The sequence below is a fragment of the Streptomyces sp. NPDC008001 genome (assembly GCF_042958085.1).
Taxonomy (GTDB): domain Bacteria; phylum Actinomycetota; class Actinomycetes; order Streptomycetales; family Streptomycetaceae; genus Streptomyces.
In genome coordinates, this window is sequence record NZ_JBIBIZ010000006.1 from 205046 (window position 1) to 231321 (window position 26276).

At 72.3% G+C, this 26276-nt stretch carries 26 protein-coding genes; 13 read left to right on the forward strand and 13 right to left on the reverse strand.

Annotated elements, in window-relative coordinates:
• Positions 1-22: 22 nt before the first annotated feature.
• Genes sdhC through ACFZCD_RS17565 form a run of 4 tightly spaced genes read left to right on the forward strand, consistent with a single transcriptional unit; the run spans position 23 to position 3421 of the window.
• Positions 23-403, forward strand: coding sequence for a succinate dehydrogenase, cytochrome b556 subunit (sdhC, locus tag ACFZCD_RS17550; protein ID WP_391831668.1), 381 nt, complete (start codon positions 23-25; stop codon positions 401-403).
• Positions 404-411: 8 nt separating this feature from the next.
• Positions 412-888: a succinate dehydrogenase hydrophobic membrane anchor subunit gene (locus ACFZCD_RS17555; RefSeq protein ID WP_391831670.1), complete on the forward strand. Its 477-nt coding sequence runs from the start codon at positions 412-414 to the stop codon at positions 886-888.
• 20 nt (positions 889-908) lie between these two features.
• A complete protein-coding gene (sdhA, locus tag ACFZCD_RS17560; RefSeq protein WP_391831672.1) occupies positions 909-2663 on the forward strand; it encodes a succinate dehydrogenase flavoprotein subunit in 1755 nt (584 codons plus the stop codon).
• Entirely contained in the window at positions 2663-3421 is a 759-nt protein-coding gene (locus tag ACFZCD_RS17565) for a succinate dehydrogenase iron-sulfur subunit (protein WP_391831674.1), read from the forward strand. The genes sdhA and ACFZCD_RS17565 overlap by 1 nt, the downstream gene beginning before the upstream one ends.
• Before the next feature lie 65 nt (positions 3422-3486).
• On the opposite strand, the gene ACFZCD_RS17570 is transcribed toward ACFZCD_RS17565, so the two are convergent.
• Complete coding sequence (locus ACFZCD_RS17570; protein WP_391831677.1) at positions 3487-3882, reverse strand: MerR family transcriptional regulator; 396 nt, start codon at positions 3880-3882, stop codon at positions 3487-3489.
• Positions 3883-3937: 55 nt separating this feature from the next.
• Between ACFZCD_RS17570 and ACFZCD_RS17575 the strand changes: the two genes are divergently transcribed.
• Together ACFZCD_RS17575 and ACFZCD_RS17580 are read left to right on the forward strand one after the other, a co-directional pair.
• A complete protein-coding gene (locus tag ACFZCD_RS17575) occupies positions 3938-4720 on the forward strand; it encodes an alpha/beta fold hydrolase (RefSeq protein WP_391831679.1) in 783 nt (260 codons plus the stop codon).
• Positions 4721-4801: 81 nt separating this feature from the next.
• Positions 4802-6355, forward strand: a complete 1554-nt coding sequence (locus ACFZCD_RS17580; RefSeq protein WP_391831681.1) for an ABC transporter substrate-binding protein — start codon at positions 4802-4804, stop codon at positions 6353-6355.
• Positions 6356-6397: 42 nt separating this feature from the next.
• Here ACFZCD_RS17580 and ACFZCD_RS17585 read toward each other — a convergent pair whose 3' ends face one another.
• Positions 6398-6703: an SCO4848 family membrane protein gene (locus tag ACFZCD_RS17585; RefSeq protein WP_391831683.1), complete on the reverse strand. Its 306-nt coding sequence runs from the start codon at positions 6701-6703 to the stop codon at positions 6398-6400.
• Between ACFZCD_RS17585 and ACFZCD_RS17590 the strand changes: the two genes are divergently transcribed.
• Complete coding sequence (locus ACFZCD_RS17590) at positions 6702-8177, forward strand: D-alanyl-D-alanine carboxypeptidase family protein (RefSeq protein ID WP_391831685.1); 1476 nt, start codon at positions 6702-6704, stop codon at positions 8175-8177. The two genes, ACFZCD_RS17585 and ACFZCD_RS17590, sit on opposite strands and share 2 nt — an antisense overlap.
• 185 nt (positions 8178-8362) lie before the next feature.
• On the opposite strand, the gene ACFZCD_RS17595 is transcribed toward ACFZCD_RS17590, so the two are convergent.
• The 3 genes from ACFZCD_RS17595 to trpS form a co-directional block, all read right to left on the reverse strand.
• Positions 8363-9220, reverse strand: a complete 858-nt coding sequence (locus ACFZCD_RS17595; RefSeq protein ID WP_391831687.1) for a YihY/virulence factor BrkB family protein — start codon at positions 9218-9220, stop codon at positions 8363-8365.
• Positions 9221-9269: 49 nt separating this feature from the next.
• Positions 9270-9857 carry a 2'-5' RNA ligase family protein gene (locus ACFZCD_RS17600; protein WP_391831689.1) on the reverse strand — a complete coding sequence of 196 codons (588 nt, stop codon included), beginning with the start codon at positions 9855-9857 and terminating at the stop codon, positions 9270-9272.
• 142 nt (positions 9858-9999) lie between these two features.
• Complete coding sequence (trpS, locus tag ACFZCD_RS17605) at positions 10000-11013, reverse strand: tryptophan--tRNA ligase (protein ID WP_391831691.1); 1014 nt, start codon at positions 11011-11013, stop codon at positions 10000-10002.
• A gap of 125 nt (positions 11014-11138) precedes the next feature.
• On the opposite strand from trpS, the gene rocD reads away from it, so the two are divergent.
• From rocD to ACFZCD_RS17625, 4 genes are all read left to right on the forward strand, one after another.
• Positions 11139-12344 (forward strand): ornithine--oxo-acid transaminase, encoded by a 1206-nt coding sequence (gene rocD, locus ACFZCD_RS17610; RefSeq protein WP_391831693.1) that lies wholly within the window; start codon positions 11139-11141, stop codon positions 12342-12344.
• A gap of 89 nt (positions 12345-12433) precedes the next feature.
• A complete protein-coding gene (locus tag ACFZCD_RS17615; protein WP_391831695.1) occupies positions 12434-13024 on the forward strand; it encodes a TetR/AcrR family transcriptional regulator in 591 nt (196 codons plus the stop codon).
• A 38-nt stretch (positions 13025-13062) separates the two neighbouring features.
• The gene (locus ACFZCD_RS17620; protein ID WP_391831697.1) at positions 13063-13470 is read left to right on the forward strand and encodes a cupin domain-containing protein; all 408 of its coding nucleotides are present in this window, start codon (positions 13063-13065) and stop codon (positions 13468-13470) included.
• Positions 13471-13544: 74 nt separating this feature from the next.
• The gene (locus tag ACFZCD_RS17625; RefSeq protein WP_391831699.1) at positions 13545-14111 is read left to right on the forward strand and encodes a DUF4865 family protein; all 567 of its coding nucleotides are present in this window, start codon (positions 13545-13547) and stop codon (positions 14109-14111) included.
• Positions 14112-14115: 4 nt separating this feature from the next.
• On the opposite strand, the gene ACFZCD_RS17630 is transcribed toward ACFZCD_RS17625, so the two are convergent.
• Together ACFZCD_RS17630 and ACFZCD_RS17635 are read right to left on the reverse strand one after the other, a co-directional pair.
• A complete protein-coding gene (locus ACFZCD_RS17630; RefSeq protein WP_391831701.1) occupies positions 14116-15309 on the reverse strand; it encodes a glutathionylspermidine synthase family protein in 1194 nt (397 codons plus the stop codon).
• A 4-nt stretch (positions 15310-15313) separates the two neighbouring features.
• The gene (locus ACFZCD_RS17635) at positions 15314-15682 is read right to left on the reverse strand and encodes a hypothetical protein (RefSeq protein ID WP_391831703.1); all 369 of its coding nucleotides are present in this window, start codon (positions 15680-15682) and stop codon (positions 15314-15316) included.
• Between the two features lie 121 nt (positions 15683-15803).
• Between ACFZCD_RS17635 and ACFZCD_RS17640 the strand changes: the two genes are divergently transcribed.
• Positions 15804-16667, forward strand: coding sequence for a hypothetical protein (locus ACFZCD_RS17640; protein WP_391832248.1), 864 nt, complete (start codon positions 15804-15806; stop codon positions 16665-16667).
• 136 nt (positions 16668-16803) lie between these two features.
• Here the strand turns inward: ACFZCD_RS17640 and ACFZCD_RS17645 are convergent, their stop codons facing one another.
• A complete protein-coding gene (locus ACFZCD_RS17645) occupies positions 16804-18270 on the reverse strand; it encodes a PLP-dependent aminotransferase family protein (protein ID WP_391831705.1) in 1467 nt (488 codons plus the stop codon).
• A 47-nt stretch (positions 18271-18317) separates the two neighbouring features.
• Between ACFZCD_RS17645 and ACFZCD_RS17650 the strand changes: the two genes are divergently transcribed.
• A complete protein-coding gene (locus ACFZCD_RS17650; protein ID WP_391831707.1) occupies positions 18318-18803 on the forward strand; it encodes a carboxymuconolactone decarboxylase family protein in 486 nt (161 codons plus the stop codon).
• 87 nt (positions 18804-18890) lie between these two features.
• On the opposite strand, the gene ACFZCD_RS17655 is transcribed toward ACFZCD_RS17650, so the two are convergent.
• The 5 genes from ACFZCD_RS17655 to ACFZCD_RS17675 form a co-directional block, all read right to left on the reverse strand.
• Positions 18891-19868: an ABC transporter substrate-binding protein gene (locus ACFZCD_RS17655; RefSeq protein WP_391831709.1), complete on the reverse strand. Its 978-nt coding sequence runs from the start codon at positions 19866-19868 to the stop codon at positions 18891-18893.
• Positions 19858-21855 (reverse strand): ABC transporter permease, encoded by a 1998-nt coding sequence (locus ACFZCD_RS17660; RefSeq protein WP_391831711.1) that lies wholly within the window; start codon positions 21853-21855, stop codon positions 19858-19860. The genes ACFZCD_RS17655 and ACFZCD_RS17660 overlap by 11 nt, the downstream gene beginning before the upstream one ends.
• Positions 21852-22976: a glycine betaine/L-proline ABC transporter ATP-binding protein gene (locus ACFZCD_RS17665; RefSeq protein ID WP_391831713.1), complete on the reverse strand. Its 1125-nt coding sequence runs from the start codon at positions 22974-22976 to the stop codon at positions 21852-21854. Before ACFZCD_RS17665 ends, ACFZCD_RS17660 begins: the two co-directional genes overlap by 4 nt.
• Complete coding sequence (locus ACFZCD_RS17670; protein ID WP_391831715.1) at positions 22973-24535, reverse strand: GMC family oxidoreductase; 1563 nt, start codon at positions 24533-24535, stop codon at positions 22973-22975. The genes ACFZCD_RS17665 and ACFZCD_RS17670 overlap by 4 nt, the downstream gene beginning before the upstream one ends.
• A 110-nt stretch (positions 24536-24645) precedes the next feature.
• Positions 24646-26154 carry an aldehyde dehydrogenase family protein gene (locus ACFZCD_RS17675; protein ID WP_391831717.1) on the reverse strand — a complete coding sequence of 503 codons (1509 nt, stop codon included), beginning with the start codon at positions 26152-26154 and terminating at the stop codon, positions 24646-24648.
• Positions 26155-26276 lie beyond the last annotated feature (122 nt).

Genomic DNA, 26276 nt, shown 5'->3' on the forward strand with positions numbered 1-26276 from the left:
CCCCGCTCCCGGAGGGTTTTCCGTGCCGGCTGGAACGCTGTACCGCGGCCGGGAAGGCATGTGGTCCTGGGTGGCTCATCGAGTCACCGGCGTCCTCATTTTCTTCTTCCTGTTCGTGCACGTCCTGGACACCGCTCTCGTCCGCGTCTCCCCCGAGGCGTACGACGACGTCGTTGCGACGTACAAGACGCCCGTCGTGAATCTGATGGAGTACGGCCTCGTGGCCGCCATCCTCTTTCACGCTCTCAACGGTCTCCGCGTGATCGCGGTGGACTTCTGGTCCAAGGGACCGCGGTACCAGAAGCAGATGCTGTGGACCGTCGTCGGGATCTGGGTCGTGCTGATGGCCGGCGCCTTCTACCCCGTGCTCCAGCACACGCTGCGCACGCTGTTCGGGAGCTGAGTCGCGAAATGTCCGCTGAAACCACCCCCGCCACCGCCGCCGCGAGCGACGTCTCCCTCTACGACGTCGACAACCCGGCCCCGGTCATCGAGGCGCCCCGCAAGCGCACCAAGAAGACCCCGAAGGCGACCCGCACCAACTTCGAGCTGTACGGCTGGCTGTTCATGCGGCTGTCCGGCATCGTCCTGGTCGTCCTGGTCCTCGGCCACCTGCTGATCCAGCTCGTCCTCGACGGCGGCGTCAGCAAGATCGGCTTCGCCTTCGTGGCCGGCCGCTGGGCCTCGCCGTTCTGGCAGGCCTGGGACCTGGTCATGCTCTGGCTGGCGATGCTGCACGGCGCCAACGGCCTCCGCACGGTCATCAACGACTACGCGGAGCGCCCGACGACCCGCTTCTGGCTGAAGAACCTGCTGTACGCGGCCACGGTGTTCACCGTCCTGCTGGGCACGCTGGTGATCTTCACCTTCGACCCGAACATCCGCTAGAGCCCGGGGCTGACGACACCATGAAGATCCACAAGTACGACACCGTCATCGTCGGCGCCGGTGGCGCGGGCATGCGCGCCGCCATCGAGTCGACGAAGCGCAGCCGCACCGCGGTCCTGACGAAGCTCTACCCCACCCGCTCCCACACCGGCGCCGCCCAGGGCGGCATGGCCGCCGCCCTCGCGAACGTCGAGGAGGACAACTGGGAGTGGCACACCTTCGACACGATCAAGGGCGGTGACTACCTGGTCGACCAGGACGCCGCCGAGATCCTGGCGAAGGAGGCCATCGACGCGGTCCTCGACCTCGAGAAGATGGGCCTGCCGTTCAACCGCACCCCGGACGGCACCATCGACCAGCGCCGCTTCGGCGGTCACAGCCGCAACCACGGCGAGGCCCCGGTCCGCCGGGCCTGCTACGCCGCGGACCGCACCGGCCACATGATCCTCCAGACGCTGTACCAGAACTGCGTCAAGGAGGGCGTGGAGTTCTTCAACGAGTTCTACGTCCTGGACCAGCTGATCACCGAGGTCGACGGCGTCCGGAAGTCCGCCGGCGTGGTCGCCTACGAGCTGGCCACCGGCGAGATCCACATCTTCCAGGCGAAGGCGGTCATCTACGCCTCCGGCGGCACCGGCAAGTTCTTCAAGGTGACGTCGAACGCCCACACGCTCACGGGCGACGGCCAGGCGGCCTGCTTCCGCCGCGGCCTGCCGCTGGAGGACATGGAGTTCTTCCAGTTCCACCCGACGGGCATCTGGCGCATGGGCATCCTGCTGACGGAGGGCGCCCGTGGTGAGGGCGGCATCCTCCGCAACAAGGACGGCGAGCGCTTCATGGAGAAGTACGCGCCGGTCATGAAGGACCTCGCGTCCCGTGACGTCGTCTCGCGCTCCATCTACACGGAGATCCGCGAGGGCCGCGGCTGCGGTCCCGAGGGCGACCACGTCTACCTGGACCTCACCCACCTGCCGCCGGAGCAGCTGGACGCCAAGCTGCCGGACATCACCGAGTTCGCGCGCACCTACCTCGGCATCGAGCCCTACACGGACCCGATCCCGATCCAGCCCACCGCGCACTACGCCATGGGCGGCATCCCGACCAACGTCGAGGGCGAGGTGCTGGCCGACAACGACACCGTCGTCCCCGGCCTCTACGCCGCCGGCGAGGTCGCCTGCGTGTCCGTGCACGGCGCCAACCGCCTGGGCACCAACTCGCTGCTCGACATCAACGTCTTCGGCCGCCGCGCGGGCATCGCCGCCGCGGAGTACTCCGCGAAGGCCGACTACGTCGAGCTGCCGGAGAACCCGGCGCAGTTCGTGGCCGAGCAGGTCGAGCGGCTGCGCAACTCCACCGGCAACGAGCGGGTCGCCGAGCTCCGCAAGGAGCTGCAGGAGACCATGGACGCCAACGTCATGGTCTTCCGCACCGAGCAGACCATCAAGACGGCCGTCGAGAAGATCGCCGAGCTGCGCGAGCGCTACAAGAACGTGTCCGTCCAGGACAAGGGCAAGCGCTTCAACACCGACCTGCTGGAGGCCATCGAGCTGGGCAACCTGCTCGACCTGGCCGAGGTGATGGCCGTGTCCGCGCTCGCGCGCAAGGAGTCCCGCGGTGGTCACTACCGCGAGGACTTCCCCAACCGCGACGACGTCAACTTCATGCGCCACACCATGGCGTACCGCGAGGTCGACGGGGACGGCAAGGACTCGATCCGCCTCGACTACAAGCCGGTCGTCCAGACCCGCTACCAGCCGATGGAGCGTAAGTACTGATGAGCACCGCGACTCTCGACAAGGTCGAGGCCGACTCCGCGGCCTCGCCCTACATCACGGTCACCTTCCGGATCCGCCGGTTCAACCCGGAGATCTCGGACGAGGCCATGTGGCAGGACTTCGAGGTCGAGATCGACCCCAAGGAGCGGGTCCTCGACGCCCTCCACAAGATCAAGTGGGATGTCGACGGCACGCTGACGTTCCGCCGCTCCTGCGCGCACGGCATCTGCGGCTCCGACGCGATGCGGATCAACGGCAAGAACCGCCTCGCGTGCAAGACCCTGATCAAGGACATCAACCCGTCCAAGCCGATCACGGTGGAGCCCATCAAGGGCCTCACGGTCCTCAAGGACCTCGTGGTCGACATGGAGCCGTTCTTCCAGGCCTACCGCGACGTCATGCCCTTCCTCATCACCAAGGGCAACGAGCCGACGCGCGAGCGCCTGCAGTCCGCCGAGGACCGCGAGCGCTTCGACGACACCACCAAGTGCATCCTGTGCGCCGCGTGCACGTCCTCGTGCCCGGTGTTCTGGAACGACGGCCAGTACTTCGGCCCGGCGGCGATCGTCAACGCCCACCGTTTCATCTTCGACTCGCGCGACGAGGCCGGTGAGCAGCGGCTGGAGATCCTGAACGACAAGGACGGCGTCTGGCGCTGCCGCACGACGTTCAACTGCACGGACGCCTGCCCGCGTGGCATCGAGGTCACGAAGGCGATCCAGGAGGTCAAGCGAGCGCTGATCACGCGCCGCTTCTGACCTCCGGTCGGTACGCACGACGAAGGCCCCGTCCTCCCCTGCGGAGGGCGGGGCCCTCGTGCGTGTCAGGCGGACCGGAGGGCGAGCCCGGCCAGGGCCTCGTCCTCCGCCTGGCGGCGGCGCATGACGTCGGCGTACCGGGCCAGCGCCGCGCGGCGGCGGGCGATTTCGGCCATCTCCTCGTCCAGGCGGTGCATCTGGGCCTCCACCGTCTCCCAGGAGAGGCCGCAGGGCATCAGGGCGGGGCCGCCCTGGGCGCACGGCAGGAGCTCGCGGATGGTCTCGGTGTTCAGTCCGGTGGCGAGGAGCTCGCGGATGCGGGAGACGGTCTCGGCGGCCGTGGGCGGATAGCTGCGGTAGCCGTTGAGGTCGCGCTCGGCGTGAAGCAGGCCCTGCTGTTCGTAGTAGCGCAGCGAGCGAGGGCTGGCGCCGGTGAGCCGGGACAGTTCGCCGATCCGCATGTGTTCCCCCTGGGACTTGACCTTGACACTGGTGTCACACGGCAACCTGATGCGCATGACACACATTCCCGCATTCGCCACCACCGTCCACGGCTCCGGCCCCGGCCTGCTCCTCGCGCACGGTGCGGGCGGCAGCATCGCGGGCAACTACGCCCCGGTCATCCCGGCCCTCGCCGAGCACCACACCGTCGTGGCCCCCGACTACCCCGGCTCCGGCGCGACGCCGCGCTCGGACGCCCCGCTCACCCTGGACGGCCTCGTGGACGGGATCGTGGCCGCCGCGGACGAGGCGGGCCTCGACACCTTCACCCTCCTCGGCTACTCGCTGGGGACGCTGGTCTCCGTGCGGACCGCGGCCCGCCACCCGGACCGGGTGCGCGGCCTGGTCCTCACGGCCGGCCTGGCCCGGCCGGACAACCGGACGCGGTCCTCGCTGGCGATCTGGAAGCGGCTGCTGGAGGCGGGCGACACCGAGGGGTTCGCCCACTTCGTCGCCCTGAGCGGCTTCGGCGAGGCGTTCTTCAACGCCCTGCCCGAGCGGGAGGTGCCGGCCTTCCTGGAGGTGATCGCCGCGGGCGTCCCGGCGGGAGCGGCCGAGCAGGCCGCGGTGGTCGCGGCCTCCGACACCACGCCCCACCTCGCCGGCATCTCCGTCCCCACCCTGGTGATCGCCACCCTGCAGGACACCCTCGTCGCGCCGTCCAACTCCCGCTTCCTGGCCGGGCACATCCCCGGCGCGGAGTACGTGGAGCTGGACGCCGGGCACGTCCCGATGGCCGAGAAGCCGCGCGAGTGGGAGAAGCTGATCCTCGACTTCCTGGCCCGCGAGGAACTCTGACGATCACTTGGCCGAATCGCCGGACGTACGCGCGTTCCTGTGTTTGAGTGTGGCGCATCACTGGGCGGAGGGGGCACGGGGATGCGCGGGGTGCGGGCGGGGGTGGCCTTGGTGGCCGCCGTGGTGCTGGGCAGCGGGGCGGCGGGGTGTCAGCTGATGTCCCCGGGGGACGACGACGAGGGGCCGATCACCGTCGGCACCACGGACACCGTCACCACGCTCGACCCGGCCGGGGCCTACGACGCCGGGTCCTGGGCGCTGTTCAGCAACCTCTACCAGTCCTTACTGACCTACGTCCCCGGCACGGGCACGCCCGTGCCGGACGCGGCGAGCCGCTGCGGCTTCCGGGGCGGCGACTTACGCACCTTCGAGTGCGAGCTCCGCGAGGGCCTGAAGTTCGGCAACGGTCATGAACTGACGGTCAAGGACGTGCAGTTCTCGTTCGAGCGGATCAAGAGGATCAAGTCCCCTCAGGGGCCGCAGTCGTTGCTCGACACCCTGCAGTCGGTCACCACCGACGACCGGACGATCACCTTCCAACTGCGCGTCCCGGACGCCACGTTCCCGTTCAAGATAGCCACCGGCGCCGGTGCCATCGTCGACCGCTCGCTCTACCCGGCCGACAAGCTCCGCACCGGCAACGAAGCGGACGGCTCCGGTCCGTACCGCCTCAAGAGCTACGCGCCGCACGCGGTGGCCGAGCTGCGGCCCAGCGACACCTACCAGGGGGCCGTCAAGCACAAGGGCGGCGACGTCACCGTCCGCTACTACCGCGATTCGGCCGCGATGAGCCGGGCGTGGAAGCAGCGGTCGGTCGACGTCGCCGGGCGGCTGATGCCGCCGGCCGACATCGCCGGGCATTCCCTGTCGGACACCGGAGTGAAGCTCATGGAGAGCACCGGCTCCGAGACCCGCTCGATGTTCTTCAACCTGCGCGAGGGCTCCCCCTTCGCGCAGCAGGCGGTCCGCCAGGCCGTCGCCGCCGTCATCGACCGCGAGGCCCTCGCCCGCGACGTCCACCGGCGCACCGTCGAACCCCTGTACTCCCTCATCCCGCAGGGCCTCACGGGCCACACCACGTCCTTCTTCGACCTCCGCCCCCAGCCCGACCCGGAGGCCGCCCGCGCCCTCCTCCGCGAGGCCGGCGTCGCCCTCCCGGTCCGCTTCACCCTCGCCTACTCCCAGGGCGCCGCCACCGACGAGGAAGCCGCCCTGCTGAAGAAGCAGCTGGAGAGCACCGGCCTGTTCGAGGTGGGCACGCGGCACGTGGAGTGGACGGAGTTCCAGCAGGGCTACGCGAGGGGGGCCTACGACGCCTACTGCGTCGGATGGCTCGCCGACTTCCCCGACCCGGACAACTTCACCACCCCGCTCGTGGGCCGCTCCTCCAGCTTCCGCTCCGGCTACGACAACCCCCGGGTCGAGAAGCTCATCCAGGCCACGCAGAGCAGCTACCAGCGCGGCCGCGTCATGAAGGACTTCCGGGCCATCCAGGAGATCATCGCCAGGGACGTGCCCGTGGTGCCGCTGTGGCAGAAGAAGGACTACGTGCTCAGCAGCTCCGCCATCTCGGGCACCCAGTACCTCTCCGACGGCACCGGGCAGTGGCGCCTCTGGGAGCTCGGCCGCATCTGACGGGCCGGGCACGGCACCGGCCGGGGCCGGGGCGGCGGGGCCCTATGACGTGCGCCGCAGCGCCCGCACCCCGCGCAACCCGATCAGCCCCACAGCCGTCCCCAGAAGAAACGAGGTGACCGCGAGCAGCAGATGGACCCAGAAGTACGCGGTCGGGTCGCCCGCGTCGTCAAAGGCGAGACCGCTGCCGTCCTTCCACAGATTCTTTGCGAAGGTGATCCAGATGACCCAGCTCCACACGCCGAAGGCGAGCAGGAACCAGGAGACGGGACGGGAGAGGGTGGCGGGGGCGGGCGACGCGGCCGGGGCGGTGGCCGCGGGGGGCGCGTCAGGCGTAGTGCTCGGCATGGGTTTCAGTATGCGTTCGGGTCAGTGCAATAGTCCTATCGGGTCCCCGGCCGTCATCCGAGCCAGTGAGGCGGCGACTGGAACCACCAGGTGGCGGGGTAGTTTCACGGACGTGCCGACGACGACATCACACCCCACGCGGGCCGGCGCGACGCGCCGCCGCCGCGGGGCCGCCGCGCTCGCGGCCACCGCCTCCCTGTTCGTGCCGCTGATGACCGCCGCCCCCGCGCTGGCCGACCCGACGCCGTCGCCGTCGCCGAGCGCGAGCCGGCCGAGCGTCAGCCCGAGCCCGTCCGCCGCCCGCGCGAACCCGGGCCCCTCGGCGAACGGCGGCGCCGCCCGGGAGGACGACGGCAAGGGCATCGGCCGGCGCGCGCCCCGGACGCCGCCGTCCCGGATGTCCACCGTGGGCGGCGAGATGCTGGGCCGCCCCGGCCCGCAGGTGCAGCTCGGCCCGGGCGCGCCGCAGCTGCCGAGCGAGCTCAGCGGCCGTTCGTGGCTCGTGGCGGACGCCGAGTCGGGCGAGATCCTCGCCGCGAACAACGCGCACTGGCAGCTGCCGCCCGCCTCCACGCTGAAGATGCTCTTCGCGGACACCGTGCTGCCGAAGCTGCCCCGGACGCAGACGCACAAGGTCGTCCCGTCCGACCTGGAGGGCATGGGCGCGGGCAGCAGCGCCGTGGGGGTGAAGGAAGGGTCGTCGTACAGCGTCCACGACCTGTGGCTGGGCGTGTTCCTGCGCTCGGGGAACGACGCGGTGCGGGTGCTGGCGTCCATGAACGGCGGCATCCCCAAGACCGTGAAGGACATGCAGGCGCACGCCCAGGAGCTCCAGGCCCTCGACACGCACGTCGTCACCCCGGACGGCTACGACGCGGACCGGCAGGTCTCCAGCGCGTACGACCTGACGCTGTTCGCCCGCTCGGGCCTGCAGAAGGCGGACTTCCGGGAGTACTGCTCGACGGTGACGGCGCAGTTCCCCGGTGAGGAGCAGCCGGGGAAGAAGCGCGAGAGCTTCGCGATCGTGAACACCAACCGGCTGCTGACCGGTGAGGGCATGGAGCACGGCCCGTACAAGGGCATGGCGGGCGTCAAGAACGGCTCCACCACCAACGCGGGCAACACCTTCACCGGTGTCGCCCAGCACGACGGCCGCAAGCTGCTGGTGACGGTGATGAACCCGGACATCCAGGAGCCGCACGAGGTCTACAAGGAGACCGAGCGGCTGCTGGACTGGGGCTTCGAGGCCGCCGGGCGCGTCAAGCCGGTCGGCATGCTGGTTCCCCCGAAGGAGGCCGGCACGAACGCCAAGGGCGGCGACGGACAGGCCGGCGGCGACCACGCCCAGGCCTCGGTGGCCGGCTCGGGCTCCGGCGGCATGTGGACGGCCCTGGGCATCGCGGGCGGCGCGCTGGTGGCGCTGGGCGCGGGCGCGTTCGTGGTGCACCGGCGGTGGCCGCGTCCGAAGGCCTAGCGGTACGTGTCGCTCCGGGTGGCTCGCTGTTTCGCCGGACCCTCGCCGCGGGGGTTTGCCACCGTGGCGGCGGAGCCGGCTTCCCGGTCGCCCCGAAGGCTCTTTCGCCGCGGCGGCAGCCGCTTTCCTGCCGCCGCCGCGGCGAGAAACCACGGCGACGGTCCTCGGCGGTGCCGGACCGGGCCTCAGGCCTTGCGGTCGGCCTTCTCCGAAGGCGTCGCCGTCCACGCCGCGCAGAACAGGGTCAGCCTCGCCATGAAGTTGATCCACAGCAGCAGGGCGATCGGCGTGCCGAACGCCCCGTACATGCTCTTCGCCGCCACCCCCCGCAGATAGCCGCCGAGCAGCAGCTTCAGCACTTCCAGGCCGATCGCGCCTATGAGCGCGCCGACGACGAGCCGGCGCGCGGGCGGCATGACGCCGGGCAGCCGCGACAGGACGTAGAGCATCAGCAGGAAGTCGGCGAGGACGGCGATGCAGAAGCCGGCCACGGTCAGGAGCGCCCCGACCCCGTCCAGCCCGGCCTTGCCGACCACCCAGCTCACGGCGGCCGACGCGAAGACCGAGCAGGCGAGCGAGGTGAGGGCGGCGCCGCCGAGGCCGAGCAGCAGCGCCCCGTCCTTGAGCTTGACCAGGACGGGGTTGCCGGGGCTCTCCTCCTTCTCCCAGACCGCGCGCAGGCATTCCCGCAGCGAGCCGATCCAGCCGATGCCCGTGAAGAGGAGCAGCGCTCCCGCGACGACGCCGACCGTGCCCGCGTTCTCGGTCAGGGCGCTGAGGTCGAGCTGGCCGGAGATGCCGGGGACCTGCTCGGCGAGGCGCCGCTCGACGTCCCGCATGCGCTCCTCGCTGAGGACGGCCGCGCCGATCGCGGCCCCCACGGTGAGCAGGGGGAAGAGGGCCACGAAGCTGGTGAAGGTGATGGCGGCGGCGAGCCGGGTCCACTTCACCCGGTCCAGGGTCTCGTAGGAGCGCCAGGCGTGGGTCCGCATGAGGCGGGAGATCAGGGGCCCGATGACGGGCAGCCGCGTCAGCCATTCCATGGCGTACGTCTACCACCCCGACGTGGGCATACGCCCGTACGGGTCAGGGTCAGCGCGAAGGAGCGGGCGGTCGGACGCCCGTCTGGTGGGGGACGGCCGCCGCCGTCCCCTCCCCCTCCCCGAACGGATACTCGCGCTCCAGCCGCCACACGCCGTCCGCGCCCTGCTCGTAGAGGGCGAAGGAGCCGATGGTCCAGGCGGCCTCGAAACCGGCCAGTTCCTCGTAGGCCCGGTCCATGGCCTCCTCGGCGATGCCGTGGGCGATGGTGACGTGCGGGTGGTAGGGGAACTGCAGTTCGCGGGCGACGGGCCCGGAGGCGTCGCGGATGCGCTTCTGCAGCCAGGCGCAGGAGGCGGAGCCCTCGACCACGTTCACGTAGACGACGGGTGAGAGGGGCCGGAAGGTGCCGGTGCCGGAGAGGCGCATGGGAAAGGGCCGGCCTTCGGCGGCGACGCGGGCGAGGTGCTCCTCGATCACGGGCAGGGAGGACGCGTCCACCTCGGTGGGCGGCAGGAGGGTGACGTGCGTGGGGATGCCGTGTGCGTGCGGGTCCCCGAAGCCCTCGCGGCGCTTCTGGAGGAAGCTGCCGTACGGCTCCGGGACCGCGATCGACACGCCGAGCGTCACGGTCCCCATTGCGTTCTCCCTCCTCGTGCGCCTGTAGGTCCCCGGGCAGGGCCGGGTGGTGCATCCCCGTGGCCAGTGTGACGGCTGTGCCACGCCCCGTGCCAGAGCTCCTGGTCCCGCCGGGCCGGGACCAGGGGCCTGACCCGGTCTCTCAGTGCTTGGCGGGCAGGAAGCCCACCTTGTCGTACGCCTGGGCGAGCGTCTCGGCCGCGACCGTGCGGGCCTTTTCGGCGCCCTTGGCGAGGACGGAGTCCAGCGTCTCGGGGTCGTCCAGGTACTCCTGCGTGCGGGCGCGGAACGGCGTCACCCACTCCACCATGACCTCGGCGAGGTCCGTCTTCAGCGCACCGTAGCCCTTGCCCTCGTACTTCTGCTCCAGATCCGCCATTCCCGTACCGGTGAGCGTGGCGTAGATGGTGAGCAGATTGCTGACGCCGGGCTTGTTCTCGGGGTCGAAGCGGATCACCGTGTCGGTGTCGGTGACGGCGCTCTTGATCTTCTTGGCCGAGACCTTGGGCTCGTCGAGCAGGTTGATCAGGCCCTTGGGGTTGGCCGTCGACTTGCTCATCTTCGCGGCCGGGTCCTGCAGGTCGTAGATCTTCGCGGTCTCGCGGACGATGTGCGCGTCCGGGAGGGTGAAGGTGTCGCCGAAGCGGCTGTTGAAGCGCTCGGCGAGGTCGCGGGTGAGCTCGATGTGCTGGCGCTGGTCCTCGCCGACCGGGACGGAGTGCGCCTGGTAGAGGAGGATGTCGGCGACCTGCAGGATCGGGTAGGTGAACAGGCCGACCGTGGTGGCGCCGGCGCCCTGCTTGGCGGACTTGTCCTTGAACTGCGTCATCCGGGAGGCCTCGCCGAAGCCGGTGAGGCAGTTCATCACCCAGGCGAGCTGGGCGTGCTCGGGGACGTGGCTCTGGACGAAGAGGGTGCAGCGCTCCGGGTCGAGGCCGGCGGCGAGGAGCTGGGCCGCGGCGAGCCGGGTGTTGGCCCGCAGCTCCTTCGGGTCCTGCGGCACGGTGATCGCGTGCAGGTCGACCACCATGTAGAAGGCGTCGTGCGTTTCCTGCAGGGCCACGTACTGGCGGACGGCACCGAGGTAGTTCCCCAGGTGGAACGAGCCTGCGGTGGGCTGGATACCGGAGAGAGCGCGCGGTCGATCGAGGGCCATGCGCACATTCTCTCAGGTGCGGTGCCCGACTCCGTCCGACGGTGGGGCGGTGAGTAGTAGAAAGGTGGAACAGGGGCGCACAGCAATGCCCGCACACGCATGCCCGTACACGAACGGAGCACACGGTGACATCCACGGAACGCAGCATCGCCGCCGCCGAGTCCCACAGCGCGCACAACTACCATCCGTTGCCGGTCGTCGTCGCGTACGCGGAGGGGGCCTGGATGACGGACGTCGAGGGGCGGCGCTACCTCGACATGCTCGCCGGGTACTCGGCCCTGAACTTCGGTCACGGCAACCGGCGTCTCATCAACGCCGCGAAGGCGCAGCTCGATCGGGTGACGCTGACCTCACGCGCGTTCCACCACGACCGCTTCGCCGAGTTCTGCACCGAGCTGGCCGCGCTGTGCGGCAAGGAGATGGTGCTGCCCATGAACACGGGCGCGGAGGCGGTCGAGACGGCCGTGAAGACCGCCCGCAAGTGGGGTTACCGGGTGAAGGGCGTGCCGGACGGGCGGGCGAAGATCGTCGTGGCGGGCAACAACTTCCACGGCCGCACCACCACGATCATCAGCTTCTCGACGGACGAGGAGGCGCGGGCGGACTACGGCCCCTACACGCCCGGCTTCGAGATCGTTCCGTACGGCGACCTGGACGCCCTGGAGGCGGCGCTCGACGACGACACGGTCGCCGTGCTGCTGGAGCCGATCCAGGGCGAGGCGGGGGTGCTCGTGCCGCCGGCCGGATACCTGGCGGGCGTGCGGCGGCTGACCGCCGAGCGCGGGGTGCTCTTCATGGCCGACGAGATCCAGTCCGGGCTGGGCCGCACCGGCAGAACCTTCGCGTGCGACCACGAGGACGTCGTCCCCGACGTGTACGTGCTGGGCAAGGCGCTCGGCGGCGGCGTGGTGCCGGTGTCGGCCGTGGTGGCGGACCGCGACGTCCTCGGCGTGTACCGGCCGGGCGAGCACGGCTCGACGTTCGGCGGGAACCCGCTGGCCTGCGCGGTGGCCCTGGAGGTCGTGGCGATGCTCAAGTCCGGCGAGTTCCAGCAGCGCGCGACGGAGCTCGGCGAGCACCTCCACCAGGAGCTGAACCTCCTGGTGGGCGGGGGCGCGGTCGAGGCGGTGCGCGGGCGCGGCCTGTGGGCGGGCGTCGACATCACGCCGTCGCACGGCACCGGCCGGCAGATCTCGGAGCGGCTCATGGAGCGCCGCGTCCTGGTCAAGGACACGCACGGCTCCACGATCCGCATCGCGCCGCCGCTGGTGATCAGCAAGGAGGACCTGGACTGGGGGCTGGACCAGCTGCGGGCGGTGCTGGGGGCCTGAGGACGGGGCGGGGGCCGGCCGGTGCCGGCCCCCGTTCCCCACGGGCCGGCTGTTGATCTTCTGTACCTACTAGTATGTACACTCCTCGTATGAGCACTTCGGAGACCTCGGAACGCCTCATCGAGAGCACCCGCGAGCTGCTGTGGGAGCGCGGCTACGTCGGCACCAGCCCCAAGGCCATCCAGCAGCGGGCGGGCGCCGGGCAGGGCAGCATGTACCACCACTTCAGCGGCAAGCCGGACCTGGCGCTGGCGGCCATCCGCCGGACCGCCGCGGAGATGCGGGGCAAGGCGGAGGAGCAGTTCGGCGGGCCGGGCACGGCCGTGGAGCGGATCACGGCCTACCTGCGGCGCGAGCGCGACGTGCTCAAGGGGTGCCCGGTCGGACGGCTCACGCAGGACCCCGACGTCATGGCGGACCCGGCGCTGCGGGCGCCCGTGGACGAGACGTTCGTGTGGCTGCGGGGGCGGCTCGGCGAGGTGCTGGCGGAGGGGATCGCCCGCGGCGAGCTGGCGGCCGGCCTCGACCCGGCCGCCACCGCCGCGACCGTCGTCGCCGTCCTCCAGGGCGGCTACGTGCTGGCCCGCGCGGCCGACTCGACGGCGCCCTTCGAGCAGGCGGTCGACGGGGTGCTCGGGCTCCTGGCCGCGCAGTCCACCGCTTCCCCCACCGCTTCCTGAAAGCCGCCTCCTCCACCGCTTCCTGACCGGAGACAGCCATGCAGATCACGCGCACCGAAGCGACCACCGGCACGCCCTCGCCCGAGTGGGTCACCGGCACCGTCCACGTCACCTCGATCGCCGCCGCCGAAGGCCCCGCGCGGCTGCGCATCGACGACGTCCGCTTCGAGCCCGGCAGCCGCACCCACTGGCACCGCCACCCCGTGGGCCAGTTCCTCCACATCACCGACGGCACCGGGCTGGTGCAGCGGCGGGGCGGTCCGGTCGAGGTCGTGCGGGCCGGCGACCGGGTCCTCATCGCGCCCGGCGAGTGGCACTGGCACGGCGCCGGTCCCACGACCTCCATGACCCACCTGGCCGTCCTGACGGCCGCCGAGGACGGCACCGAGGCCGAGCGCGGGGAGCCCGTCACCGACGCCTGCTACCCGGCCGGACCCGTCGCCTGAGCGCGCCTGTCGCCTGAGCACGCCCGCCGTCCGAGCAGGCCCGTCACCTGAGCACGAGAGAGGCCCAACGCCCCGTGTACGCCAAGCAGTACGAGATCACCCTGCCCGCCGACTACGACATGGGGATCATCCGTGAGCGCGTCGCCACCCGTGGCCACGTCCTGGACGACCGCGCCGGGCTGGCGCTGAAGGCCTACGTCATCCGCGAGCGCGGTGCGGCCGGCTCGCCCGTCAACCAGTACGCGCCGTTCTACCTGTGGAACGACACTGCCGCGATGAGCCACTTCCTCGTCGGGGGCGGCGGATTCGAGGGCATCGTCCGGGACTTCGGGCGGCCCGTCGTGCGGCACTGGGCGGGGGTCGCCGCCGAGGCCGGGCCCGCGCGGGGCACGGTGCCGCGGGCGGCGTCACGGCGGCTGACGCCGCTGCCCGCCGACGGGCTGGCCGAGGCGGTCGCGGCGGAGACCGCGGCGCTGCGCGAGCTCGCCGCGCGCGACGGCGTGCACACGGCCGCCCTGGCCGTCGACCCGCACCACTGGCAGCTGCTGCGCTTCGTGCTGTGGGAGGACGCCGTACCGCCCGGCGACGACGCCACCGAGCGGTACGAGGTGCTGCACCTGTCCTCGCCCGAACTGCCCTGAGGCCTCAGCCGTCGATCACGTGCGGGATGAAACGGGCATACTCGTCCGTGATCAGGCCCGCCGACTCCCGGATGCCCAGGCCCGCCGGCTCGCCGTCGACCACCCACGCCCCGAGGACCGTGCGGTTGCCGTCGAAGTCCGGGAGCGGGCACAGCTGCTGGTAGCAGCACGGCTCGTCCCGCAGCACCGCGTCCTCGCCCGGCGCGTGGACGGTGATCCCGGCGCCCTCGCGCCCCAGCAGCGGCTTGGCGACGTACCCGGCGCCGTCCGGGCCGGCCAGCTCCCGCGGGCCGTCGACGTAGGCGGGGAGGAGGTTCGGGTGGCCGGGGTGGAGCTCCCATAGAACGGCCAGGAGCGCCTTGTTGGACAGCAGCATCTTCCACGCCGGCTCGATCCACAGCGTGGATCCCGTGCCGCCGCCGTTGTCGAGCGTGTCCAGCGCGTATGGGCCGAAGCGGTCGTCCGTCAGCCACTCCCACGGGTAGAGCTTGAAGCAGGAGCGGACGAAGGCGTACCGCTCGTCGACGAAGCGGCCGGAGAGGGGGTCCCAGCCGATGTTCTCCATGGAGATGGCGCGGGTGTCCAGGCCGGCCTGCTCGGCGGTCTCGCGCAGGTAGGCGACCGTCATCAGGTCCTCGCCGAGCTCGTCGCCGGCGGAGTGCGCGAAGTGCACGGGCGCGCCGGGCGGCAGGAGCGGGGCCTGGCGCCGCCAGGCGTCGACGAGGCGCTCGTGGAGCGAGTTCCACTGGTCGAGGCCGGGGAAACGGTCCTCCAGCCAGAACCACTGGGCGCTCGCCGCCTCCACCAGGGAGGTGGGCGTGTCGGCGTTGTACTCCAGCAGCTTGGCCGGGCCGCTGCCGTCGTAGTGCAGGTCGAAGCGGCCGTATATGGACGGGAGTTCGTCCCGGCGGTGCCAGGACTCGGCGATCAGGGCGGTCAGCCGCGGGTCGGTGAGGCCGAGGTCGGCGAAGCGGTCGTGCTCCACGATGTGTGCGGCGGCGTCCGTGCACATCTCGTGCAGCTCGGCGACGGTCTCCTCCAGCGCCTCGACCTCGGGGAGCGTGAAGGAGTAGTAGGCGCTCTCGTCCCAGTAGGGGCGCAGGGAGCCGTCGGGGAGGCGGGTCAGGGGGTAGATGACGCCCTGTTCCTCGACGGTGGCCTGCCAGCCGGGGCGGGGCTCGGTGCGGTGCCGGCGCATGCGGTCAGCCGCCGCCCGAGCCGGATCCGGAGCAGCCGAAGCCGCCCCGGTCGACGGCCTGGCTCTTGCTGAAGGTGCCGCTCTTGGCGTAGCCGTCGGAGCGGTTGGCGCCGTAGTACCAGCGGCCGGTCGTGGTGGTCGAGCTGTTGCTGCCGCTCTTGTTCGAACAGGCCTTGGGGTCGAGCAGGCGGTAGCCGCCGCGCCCCACGTCGTAGCTGTTCGGGTCGACGCAGCGCTTGTCCGGCTCGGAGCCGCAGGAGGTGAGGGCGGCGGCGAGCGCGCCCATGCTGCCCAGGACGACCGTGGACGAGCGCAAACGGCGGCGCGTCTTCCGGTTCTTTCCCGGAGCTTCCGGTATGTCGTTTTCCGCCATGCAGATGACCCCCGTCATGTACGGCTCATGTCGTGCAGGCCACTCACCCTAAAGGGCGCTTCCGGCCGCCGGACGGCGGGGAGCCCCCGGCGCGGCCTACAGTCGGACGATGCTTCTCGGGATGCTGTGCGCGCTGGGTTCGGCGGTGTGTTTCGGCACCGCGTCCGTCCTGCAGGCCGTCGCCGCCCGGGCGTCCGCGCCGGGCAGCGGTTCGGGGGTGGACCCCGTCCTGCTGCTGCGGGTGCTGCGGCAGTGGCGCTATCTGGCGGGGCTCGCGCTGGACGCCGCGGGCTTCCTGCTGGAGCTCGTCGCGCTCCGCTCGCTGCCGATCTACGCCGTGGGCGCCGCCCTCGCCGCGAGCCTCGCGGTGACGGCGGTCGTGGCGTCGTGGGTGCTGCGGGTGCGGCTCAGCGGCATCGAGTGGGGCGCGGTGGCCGTGGTGTGCGGGGGGCTGGCGATGCTGGGGCTGGCCTCGGGTGCGGAGGGGCACGGCACGGGCTCCACGGCCCTGCGCACCGGCACGCTGGCCGTGGCGGCCGGGGTCCTGGCGCTGGGCGCGGCGGCCGGCCGGCTGCCGGGCCGCGCCCGGGCGGCGGCGCTCGGTCTCGGGGCGGGCCTCGGCTTCGGCGTCGTGGAGGTGGCCGTCCGGCTGATCGACGACCTCTCCCCCGGGGCGCTGCTCCGCAACCCGGCGGCGTACGCCCTGCTGCTCGGCGGAGGCGCGGCGTTCCTGCTGCTGACGTCGGCCCTGCAGCGCGGGTCGGTGACGGCGGCCACGGCCGGAATGGTCATCGGCGAGACGCTCGGCCCGGCCCTGGTGGGCGTGGGCTGGCTGGGCGACCGCACGAGGCCGGGCCTGGAACCGCTCGCGGTCGCGGGATTCGCCCTGGCGGTGGTGGGCGCCCTGGCCCTGGCCCGCTTCGGCGAGCCACCGGCGGAAGCGGAGGAGGCGACGGGGGCGGAGCAGCAGGCGCCGGCGCGCTGAGAGCCGCGGCGGACGGAAAGGCATCCGCAGGACCGCGACGACCCGCCCGGGGGCCCGTCGTCGCGGTCGAGGTGAGCCGGTGGAGGGGGTGGTCCGGCGAGGGCTGAACGGGCTCGGCCGGCACGGGGCCCGTGGCTCATTCGGCCGGCGGCAGCACCCTCAGCAACGCCTCCAGCGCTCCCGGGAACGCGTGGTCCGGCGGGGTGCCGTAGCCGACGACGAGGCCGTCGGGGGTGGGGGCCGTGGTCGGGGGCGGGGTGCAGCGGAGGCGGGAGAGGCCCTCCAGGGCCAGGCCCTCCCAGGCCGCGGCCTGCAGCGTCGGGTGTTCCGTGCCCGGCGGGAGTTCGAGGACGGCGTGGAGGCCGGCCGCGATGCCGGTGACCTTGATGTGCGGGGCGCGTTCGGCGAGGACCTCCACGAGCCGGTCGCGCCGCCGCCGGTACCGCAGCCGCATCGCGCGGACGTGCCGGTCGTACGCCCCGGACGTGAGGAACTCCGCGAGCGTCAGCTGCTCCAGGACGCCCGAGCTCCACTCCCCCGCCCGCTTGTGGGCGAGCACTTCACCGGCCAGGTGCTCCGGCAGCACCATCCACGCGAGCCGCAGCCCCGGCGCGAGGGCCTTGCTCGCGGTGCCGAAGTAGACGATGCGCTCCGGGGCGAGGCCCTGCAGACAGCCCACCGGCTGCCGGTCGTAACGGAATTCGCCGTCGTAGTCGTCCTCGAGGACCGTCCCGCCGGTGCGGGCCGCCCAGTCGACCACCGCGGCCCGCCGGTCGGGGTGCAGGGGCACGCCGGTGGGGAACTGGTGCGCCGGGGTGACGAGCACCGAGCGGGCGGCCGCCTTGCCGCCCTCCAGCACGCCCACGTCGGCGCCCCGGTGGTCCAGCGGCATCGGCAGACACCTCAGGCCCGCCCGCTCCAGGGCCTCCCGGTGGAACCACAGCCCGTACTCCTCCACCCCCATCTCCCGCGTCCCGCGCTCCCGCAGCACCCGGCTCACCAGCCCCAGCCCCTGGGTGAACCCCGAGCACACCACGATCCGCTCCGGGTCCGCGTGGACGCCCCGGGCGCGCGCCAGGTAGCCCGCGAGGGCGGTCCGCAGCTCGGGACGGCCCCGCTCGTCGACATGCCCGAGGGCCTCGTGCGGGGCGGCCGCCATCGCCCGGCGGGCCGCGGCGAGCCACGCGGCGCGCGGGAAGGCGGAGACGTCGGCGGTCCCGGGGCGCAGGTCGTAGGCGGCGCGCCGTGGCGTCCCCACGGGCGGCGTCCGGCGCTCGGGCGCCCGCGCCGCCGCCCGCCGGGCCACCCGGGTGCCCGAGCCCTGGCGCGCGGTGAGCCAGCCCTCGGCGACGAGCTCGCCGTACGCGTCGGCGACGGTGTTCCGGGCCAGGCCGAGGTCGGCCGCGAGCGTGCGGGAGGAGGGCAGCCGGCTGCCGGGCGCGAGCCGTCCACTGCGCACGGCCTCGCGCAGGGCCCGGATGAGGGAGGCGCGCACGCCGCCCGGCCCGCTCAGGTCCAGGTGGAAGTCAGCGCCCGCACCGGCCGCGCCCACGGCGTCGGCGCCGCCCGGCTCGGCCCCCGGAGTGGCCCACGATTTCTCCATGGAAATGGACCATACCCGTGGGCTGCCCCCGCCCTACTGTCGTTCGTATGACGAACACGACCGCACAGACCACCGCCACCCACCACCACGGCCCCCGCATGCTGCTCCACGAGCACGCCCCCGAGGTCCAGAAGGCGATGCTGGGCCTGGAGCGGGCGGCTCGGAAGGGGCTGGAGACCTCCCTCATCGAGCTGGTGAAGATCCGCGCCTCGCAGCTCAACCGCTGCGCCTTCTGCCTCGACATGCACACCAAGGACGCCCGCAAGCTCGGCGAGTCCGAGGAGCGCATCTACCTCCTCAACGCCTGGCACGAGGCCCCCGGCCTCTACACCGGGAAGGAGCAGGCGGCGCTCGCCCTGACCGAGGCGGTCACCCTGCTGCCCGGCGGCGTGTCCGACGAGGTGTACGAGCGGGCCGCGAAGCACTTCCCGCAGCAGGAGCTCGCCCAGCTCATCGCCATGATCGCCACCATCAACGCGTGGAACCGGATCGGCGTGACGACGGGTCTGGGCCCGGGCGCGTACGCGGTCTGAGCCGGAACGCGCGAGCGGCACCGGTAGCGGGGGCTACCGGTGCCGCCCGGCCACTGCTCAGAACAGCAACTGCTCAGTGGCCGGTTCTCACTGCAGCCACTTCTTCCAGACGTCCGGGTGCTTGTCCACCCACCGCTCGGCCGCCTCGTCCGCGCTCAGCTTGTCCTCGGCGATCATCTGCGCGACCTCGTTCTGGTCGGCCTTCGACCACTGGAAGCCCTTGAGGAACCGGGCCGCCTTGCCGCCCTTCCGCGTGAAGTCCGCGTTGAGGTACTTCTGCAGCTTCGTCGTGGGGTAGGCGCAGTTCACCGTCGACGGGTCGGCCGCGCCCTTGTCCGCGCACTCCTGCGTGTACGCGGGCAGCTTCACCTCCACCATCGGCACCTCGTTGAAGAGCCACTGCGGCTCGTACCAGTAGGTGAGGAACGGCTTCTTCTCCTTGGCGGACTGCTGGATCTGGGTGATCTGCGCCGCCTCGGAGCCCGCGAAGACGACCTTGTAGTCCAGGCCGAGGTTCTTCACGAGCGCCTTGTCGTTCGTGACGTACGACGGCGAGCCGTCCAGGAGCTGGCCCTTGCCGCCGCTCTCCGGGCCGCGCAGCTGCGACGCGTACTTGTTGAGGTTCTTCCAGTCGAGGACGTCGGGGTGGGCGTCCGCGAAGTACTTGGGCACCCACCAGCCGATGTGGCCGGTGACGCCGAGGTCGCCGCCGGGGGCGATGGTCTTCTTGTCCTCGACGTACCGCTTCTCCTGCTCGGGGTGGCCCCAGTCCTCCATGATCGCGTCGACGCGGCCCTGGCTGAGCGCGTCCCACGCGGGCACCTCGTCCACCTGCACGGTGTCGACGCGGTAGCCCAGCTCGTGCTCCAGCAGGTACTTGGCGACGGCCGTGTTGGCCCGCGCGCCCACCCAGGACTGGACGGACAGGGTGACGGTCTTCGTGCCCGCCGCGTCGGCGTACGGGGACGCCTGCTTGGTCATGTCGGCCGCGCCGCAACCGGTGGCGGCGACGGCGGCCAGGGCGCACAGCGCGGAGGCCGCCGCCATCGTCGTCCTACGCGCCATCACGCGCTCCCTTCGTCGGCTGGGTGACCCGGTCGAGCATCAGCCCCAGGCAGGCGATGGCCACGCCCGCGGTGAGACCGGTCGCCAGGTCGCCCTGGGCGAGGCCGAACACGACCTCGTAGCCGAGCGCGCCGCCGCCCACGAGGCCGCCGATGATGACGACGGACAGCACGAGCACCACGGCCTGGTTGACCGCGAGCAGCAGCTGCGGGCGCGCCAGCGGGAACTGCACCTGGCGCAGCTGCTGGCCGCCGGTCGCGCCCAGCGAGCGGGCCGACTCCATGGCGCCGGGGTTCACCTGCCGCAGGCCCTCGCTCGCGATGCGGACGACGGCGGGCAGCGCGTACACGACGGCGGCCGCGGCGGCCGGGGCCCGGCCGATGCCGAACAGGGCCACGACGGGGATCAGGTACACGAACTGCGGCATGGTCTGGAAGACGTCCAGGACCGGGCGCAGCAGGCGTGCCACGCGCGGGCTGCGCGCGGCGGGCACAGCGATGGCGAAGCCGAGGACGAGGGTGACGGCCACGGCGGCCAGCACCTGCGAGAGCGTGTCCATGGACAGCTCCCAGCGGCCCAGCACGCCGATCGCGGCGAGCGACAGGACGGCCGTCAGCGCGGTGCGCCACGTGCCGATGAGCCAGGCGAGGGCCGCGACGAGCAGGAGGGCGCCCCACCAGGGGAGGGCCTGGAGGCCGTCGCGCAGGGGGTCGAGGACCCAGGCGGTGTAGTGGGCGGCCCAGTCGGCGGTGCCGCCGATGCCGGGGACGCCGTTGTAGAGGTGCCGGACCATCCAGTCCTTGGCGTCGTTCACCGGGCCGGCGATGGCGACGGTCCAGCCGTCGGGCCACATGCGCGAGCCCAGCACCCGCCCGCCGAGGGCGACGGCCGCGGTGACCACGGCCGCCAGCACCCAGCCCAGCCAGGCGCTGCCCGGGCGGGTGCCGGCGCCCGCGGGGGCGGCCGCGGCCGCCGTGGTGCGGTCCAGGACGATCGCGAGCAGCACGATCGGGATGCCCGCGGCCAGGGCGCTGCCGACGTCGACCGTGGAGAGGGCCTGGTAGACGCGGTCTCCCAGGCCGTCCGCGCCGATGACGGACGCGATGACGGCCATGGACAGGGCCATCATGATGGTCTGGTTGACGCCCAGGAGCAGTTCGCGGCGGGCGAGCGGCAGCCTGGCCGTCAGCAGCCGCTGGCGGCCGGTGGCGCCGAGGGACTCCACGGCCTCCAGGACGCCCCCGTCGGTGGAGCGCAGGCCGAGCGCGGTGAGCCGGGCCATGGGCGGGGCCGCGTAGACGACGGTCGCAAGGACGGCCGGTGCCACGCCGATGCCGAAGACGAGGACGACGGGCAGCAGGTACGCGAAGGCGGGCAGCGCCTGCATGGTGTCCAGGACGGGCCGCAGGGCGCGGAACGTGCGGTCCGACAGGCCCGCGGCGAGGCCGAGGAGCGCGCCGACGGCGACGGACACCGCCACGGCGACGATCATCAGCGCGAGCGTGCGCATCGTGGGCACCCACATGCCCAGGAGGCCGCAGGCGGCGAACGAGGCGAGGGCGGTGACGGCGACCCGTACGCCCGCGACCCGCCAGGCGAGCAGCGCCGCGGCCGCCGTCACGCCGGCCCAGCCGAGGGCCAGGAGGACGGTGTAGACGGCGTGCACGGCGCCGATGATCGCGCCGCTGATGTGGCCGAAGAAGTAGAGGAAGGCCCAGTGGCTGTCGCGGTTGTCGATGATCCAGTCGCTGGCGCCGGTGAGGGGCTTCGTCAGGTCGACGGTGAGCGCGGCGGGCCAGCTGCCGCTGCCGTGCGCGACGGCGGCCAGGGGGGCCAGGACGGCCGCGATCACGGCCAGGACGGCGAGCTTGCGGGCGGCGGGGCGGGCCCGCAGGGCCCGGAGGCCGAGCGTCACCGGGCTCGGTGCCGTGTCGTCGCGGCCGGGCGGTGCCGTCTTCATGCGCGGCGGGGCGGTGTGAACGGTCATGCCGCCTTCCTTTCGCCGGCGTCCAGGCCCGCCACGATGCCGAGCAGGCTCCGGTGGTCGACGACGCCGACGCAGCGGCCGCCCTCGACGACGCGGGCCGGCGTGCCCGTACGGGCCACGGTCTCGATCGCTTCGGCGACGGTCGTCGTCGGGGCGAGGGACTCGCCGGTCTCCGTCTCGCCGTCCGCCGCGGGCCGCATCGCGCGACGCACGGTCAGGACCTGCTCGCGCGGGACGTCGCGGACGAAGTCGCGGACGTAGTCGTCGGCCGGGGAGCCGACGATCTCCTCGGGGGTGCCGCACTGCACGACGCGGCCGCCGCGCATGAGCGCGATCCGGTCGCCGAGGCGCAGGGCCTCGGACAGGTCGTGGGTGATGAAGACCATGGTGCGGCCCTCGTCGCGGTGCAGGCGGACGACCTCCTCCTGCATGTCGCGGCGGATGAGCGGGTCGAGGGCACTGAACGGCTCGTCGAAGAGGAGCACTTCGGGGTCGGCGGCGAGGGCGCGGGCGAGGCCCACGCGCTGCTGCTGGCCGCCGGAGAGCTGGCCGGGGCGGCGGTCCTCCAGGCCGTCGAGGCCGACCTTCGCCACCATCTCGGCGGCCTTGGCGCGGCGTTCGGCCTTGCCGACGCCCTGGATCTCCAGGCCGTAGGCGACGTTGTCGAGGACGGAGCGGTGCGGGAGCAGCCCGAAGTGCTGGAAGACCATGGCGGCGCGGTGGCGGCGCAGGTCACGCAGGGCGCCCTTGTCCATGCCGCACACGTCCTCGCCGTCGATGGCGATCGTGCCGGAGGTCGGCTCGATGAGCCGGGTCAGGCAGCGGACGAGCGTGGACTTGCCGGAGCCGGAGAGGCCCATGACGACGAAGACCTCGCCCTGGCGGACGTCGAAGGAGACGTCGCGGACGGCGACGGTGCAGCCGGCCTGCTCGCGCAGTTCCTCGGCGGACAGCGCGGCGAGTTCGCCGCCGGGGACGCGGTCGGCCTTCGGCCCGAAGACCTTCCACAGGTTGCGGACGGAGAAGACGGGTGCGGCGGCCGTGTCCGGCGCATCGGCAGCGACGGCTGCCGTACCGGGCGTGGCCGTGGTCGCCGTACTGGCGGCGTCGGTGCCGGTCATTTGACGTCACCGCCCTTGGCCGGGGCCTCCACAAGCAATTCCGCGCACTTCTCCCCCACCATGAGGACTCCGATCATCGGGTTGACGGCGGGCATCGTCGGGAACACGGAGGCGTCCGCGATGCGTATGCCGTCGAGGCCGCGGACGCGCAGCTGCGGGTCGACGACGGCGAGGGCGTCGTCGGCGGCGCCCATCCGGCAGGTGCCGGCGGGGTGGTAGACGGTGTGCGCGGCCTTGCGGACGAGCTCGCTGATCTCCGCGTCGTCGGTGACGCCGGGGCCGGGGAAGACCTCGCGCTTGAGCCACTTCTTGAACGGCTCGGCCTCGGCGACCTTGCGGGCGAGCTTGATGCCGTCGACGAGGGTCCGGCCGTCGTAGTCGTCCTCGTCCTCGAAGTAGCGGAAGTCGAGGGCGGGCTTGACGGCGGGGTCGGCGGAGGTGAGGTAGAGGCGGCCGCGCGCGCGGGACTTGGGGATGTTGGGGGTCATCGACACGCCGTGCTCGGGGCGCTCGTAGCCCAGCCGCTCGGGGTTGTCGGTGAAGGGGATCTGGTAGAAGTGGAACATCAGGTCGGGGCCCTTGTGCTCCGGGTCCCGCTTGACGAACAGGCCCGCGTCGGAGTCCATCGCGGAGTTGCCGGGGATGGGCCCGTCGGTCTCCCAGACGATGACCGACTCGGGGTGGTCGAGGAGGTTCTCGCCGACGCCCGGCAGGTCGAGCACGCAGGGGATGCCCAGCGCTTCGAGGTCCTTCTTCGGGCCGATGCCGGAGTGCAGCAGCAGCCGGGGCGTGTCGACGGCGCCGGCGCACACCAGCACCTCGCGGCCGGCCTCGACGTACACCTCCTCGCCGTCCTTCGTGCGGACGTGGACGCCCTTGGCGCGGGTCCCCTCCAGCTCCAGCTTGTACGCCCAGGTCTCCAGCATCAGCCGGAGGTTGGGGCGGTCACCGGCCTCCATGTGGGGGTGGAGGTAGGCGACGGAGGCGGAGGAGCGCTTGTTGTTCTCGGGGTGGTAGGAGAGGTCGAAGAAGCCGACGCCCTCGTCGAAGGGCTTGTCGTTGAAGCCGACGACCTCGGGGACGCCGAGGGCCTTCTGGGCGGCCTCGATCCAGTCCGAGGCGATGGCGTTCTGGTCCTTCTTCGCCACGCGCACGATGTTGTTGCGCAGCTTGCCGAAGAAGCGGTCCATGTCCTTCGCGCCCCAGCCCGCGGCGCCGGCGTCCTCCCACTCGTCCCAGTCGGAGGGGAGCGGCTTGAAGGAGATCAGCGTGTTGTGGGAGGAGCAGCCGCCCAGCACCTTGGCGCGGCTGTGCAGGATGTGCGAGTTTCCGCGGGGCTGTTCGGTGGTCGTGTACTCGTAGTCCAGCTCGCCGCCGAGGAGGCCGAGCCAGCGGCGGAGGGTGAGGACGTCGTCGCGGTCGATGTCGGAGGGGCCGCCCTCGATGACGACGACGGAGACGTCGGGGTCCTCCACGAGACGGGAGGCGATCACCGATCCGGCGGTGCCGCCGCCGACGACGACGTAGTCGGCGGTGATCTTCTGGGCTGCGGGGGGCATGGGGGTACTCCTCGGGGCAGGAAGGTTCTTCGCGTACGGGAAGCGGTCCGTGGACGGGGCCCGGAGCGGGTCCGGGCGGGTCCGTGGGCGGGATCCGGGGCCGGGCGGGCTCAGCCCGCGAACCAGCGCACCGGCTCCGGCGCGAGGTTCTGGTAGACGTGCTTGGCCTCGCGGTATTCGGCCAGGCCCGTGGGACCGAGCTCGCGGCCGGTGCCGGACTTGCCGAAGCCGCCCCACTCCGCCTGCGGCAGGTACGGGTGGAAGTCGTTGATCCACACGGTGCCGTGGCGCAGCCGCCCGGCGACCCTGCGGGCGCGGCCGGCGTCCTTCGTCCACACGGCACCTGCGAGACCGTACTCGGTGTCGTTGGCAAGGGCCACGGCTTCGTCCTCGGTACGGAAGACCTCGACGGTGAGGAGGGGCCCGAAGGTCTCCTCCCGGACGACCTTCATGGCGCGGTGGCAGCGGTCGAGGACGGTCGGCGCGTAGAAGTAACCGCCCGCCGGGCGCACCTCGTTCGGCTCCGGCCGGATGCCGCCGCAGCGCAGCTGGGCGCCTTCGGCGAGGGCGGAGGCGACGTACGCCTCGGTCTTGTCGAGCTGCTGCTGGGAGACGAGCGGGCCGCACTCGACGCCGTCCTCGGTGCCCCGGCCGAGGCGGATCCGCTCGGCGCGGCGGGCGAGTTCGGCGACGAAGCGGTCGCGGACGGACTCCTCGATGATGAGGCGGGAGCCGGCCGAGCAGACCTGGCCGCTGTGGATGAAGGCGGCGTTGAGGGCCTGGTCGACGGCGGTGTCGAAGTCCTCGTCGGTCGCGCAGGCGTCGGCGAAGACCACGTTGGGGTTCTTGCCGCCGAGTTCGAGGGCGACCTTCTTCACGGTGGGCGCGGCGGCCTGCGCCACCTTGACGCCCGAGGTGAGGCCGCCGGTGAAGGACACCAGGGCGACGTCGGGGTGCTCGGACAGGCGGGCGCCCACGGGGTCGCCCGCGCCGGTGACGAGGTTGGCGACACCGTCCGGAAGTCCCGCCTCCGCGAGCAGCTTCACCAGCAGCACGGTGGAGAGCGGGGTGACCTCGCTGGGCTTGATGACGAAGGTGTTGCCCGCCGCCAGCGCCGGGGCGATCTTCCAGCTGGCCTGCAGCAGCGGGTAGTTCCAGGGCGTGATCAGCGCGCAGACGCCGACCGGCTCGTGGACGACGACGCTGTGCACGGTGTCCGAGCCGGCGTCCACGACGCGGCCCGCACCCTCGCTGACGACGAGGTCGGCGTAGTAACGGAAGGCGTCGGTGACGCAGTCGACGTCGGTGCGGCCCTCTTCGAGGGTCTTGCCGGTGTCGCGGCTCTCGGTGAGGGCGATCTCCTCGCGGTCGCGCTGCAGGAGTTCGGCGACGCGGCGCAGCAGTGCCGCCCGCTCGGCCACGGGCGTCCGCGGCCAGGCGCCCTCGCCGCCGTCGAAGGCGCGGCGGGCCGCGGCGACGGCCGCGTCCGTGTCGTCGGCGCCGCCCTCGGAGACCACGGCCAGGGTCGTGGCGTCCGCGGGGTCGAGCACCTCCCGCTGGGCGCCGGACGCGGCTGCACGCCACACCCCGTCGATGTGGATGGTCTCGGCTGACGACATGTCTTCTCTGCCTTCCGGTTCCTGGTCGGTCCCGCTGCCGCCGGCAGGACGCACGGGCGGCAACGGGACGCGCCTAACCAAAAGGCGAAAAGCTATGCCTCATTTTTCACAAAGAGTGACAC

Coding starts and splice junctions, on each gene's coding strand:
- ACFZCD_RS17640 (WP_391832248.1), top strand. CDS start 15,804: ATGCTGTGCGCGCTGGGTTCGGCGGTGTGTTTCGGCACCGCGTCCGTC.
- ACFZCD_RS17650 (WP_391831707.1), top strand. CDS start 18,318: ATGACGAACACGACCGCACAGACCACCGCCACCCACCACCACGGCCCC.
- ACFZCD_RS17645 (WP_391831705.1), bottom strand. CDS start 18,270: ATGGAGAAATCGTGGGCCACTCCGGGGGCCGAGCCGGGCGGCGCCGAC.
- ACFZCD_RS17585 (WP_391831683.1), bottom strand. CDS start 6,703: ATGCCGAGCACTACGCCTGACGCGCCCCCCGCGGCCACCGCCCCGGCC.
- sdhA (WP_391831672.1), top strand. CDS start 909: ATGAAGATCCACAAGTACGACACCGTCATCGTCGGCGCCGGTGGCGCG.
- ACFZCD_RS17575 (WP_391831679.1), top strand. CDS start 3,938: ATGACACACATTCCCGCATTCGCCACCACCGTCCACGGCTCCGGCCCC.
- trpS (WP_391831691.1), bottom strand. CDS start 11,013: ATGGCCCTCGATCGACCGCGCGCTCTCTCCGGTATCCAGCCCACCGCA.
- ACFZCD_RS17630 (WP_391831701.1), bottom strand. CDS start 15,309: ATGCGCCGGCACCGCACCGAGCCCCGCCCCGGCTGGCAGGCCACCGTC.
- ACFZCD_RS17620 (WP_391831697.1), top strand. CDS start 13,063: ATGCAGATCACGCGCACCGAAGCGACCACCGGCACGCCCTCGCCCGAG.
- ACFZCD_RS17570 (WP_391831677.1), bottom strand. CDS start 3,882: ATGCGGATCGGCGAACTGTCCCGGCTCACCGGCGCCAGCCCTCGCTCG.
- ACFZCD_RS17655 (WP_391831709.1), bottom strand. CDS start 19,868: ATGGCGCGTAGGACGACGATGGCGGCGGCCTCCGCGCTGTGCGCCCTG.
- ACFZCD_RS17580 (WP_391831681.1), top strand. CDS start 4,802: ATGCGCGGGGTGCGGGCGGGGGTGGCCTTGGTGGCCGCCGTGGTGCTG.
- ACFZCD_RS17590 (WP_391831685.1), top strand. CDS start 6,702: ATGGGTTTCAGTATGCGTTCGGGTCAGTGCAATAGTCCTATCGGGTCC.
- ACFZCD_RS17595 (WP_391831687.1), bottom strand. CDS start 9,220: ATGGAATGGCTGACGCGGCTGCCCGTCATCGGGCCCCTGATCTCCCGC.
- ACFZCD_RS17665 (WP_391831713.1), bottom strand. CDS start 22,976: ATGACCGGCACCGACGCCGCCAGTACGGCGACCACGGCCACGCCCGGT.
- ACFZCD_RS17670 (WP_391831715.1), bottom strand. CDS start 24,535: ATGCCCCCCGCAGCCCAGAAGATCACCGCCGACTACGTCGTCGTCGGC.
- ACFZCD_RS17675 (WP_391831717.1), bottom strand. CDS start 26,154: ATGTCGTCAGCCGAGACCATCCACATCGACGGGGTGTGGCGTGCAGCC.
- ACFZCD_RS17555 (WP_391831670.1), top strand. CDS start 412: ATGTCCGCTGAAACCACCCCCGCCACCGCCGCCGCGAGCGACGTCTCC.
- ACFZCD_RS17635 (WP_391831703.1), bottom strand. CDS start 15,682: ATGGCGGAAAACGACATACCGGAAGCTCCGGGAAAGAACCGGAAGACG.
- ACFZCD_RS17660 (WP_391831711.1), bottom strand. CDS start 21,855: ATGACCGTTCACACCGCCCCGCCGCGCATGAAGACGGCACCGCCCGGC.
- ACFZCD_RS17615 (WP_391831695.1), top strand. CDS start 12,434: ATGAGCACTTCGGAGACCTCGGAACGCCTCATCGAGAGCACCCGCGAG.
- ACFZCD_RS17565 (WP_391831674.1), top strand. CDS start 2,663: ATGAGCACCGCGACTCTCGACAAGGTCGAGGCCGACTCCGCGGCCTCG.
- ACFZCD_RS17600 (WP_391831689.1), bottom strand. CDS start 9,857: ATGGGGACCGTGACGCTCGGCGTGTCGATCGCGGTCCCGGAGCCGTAC.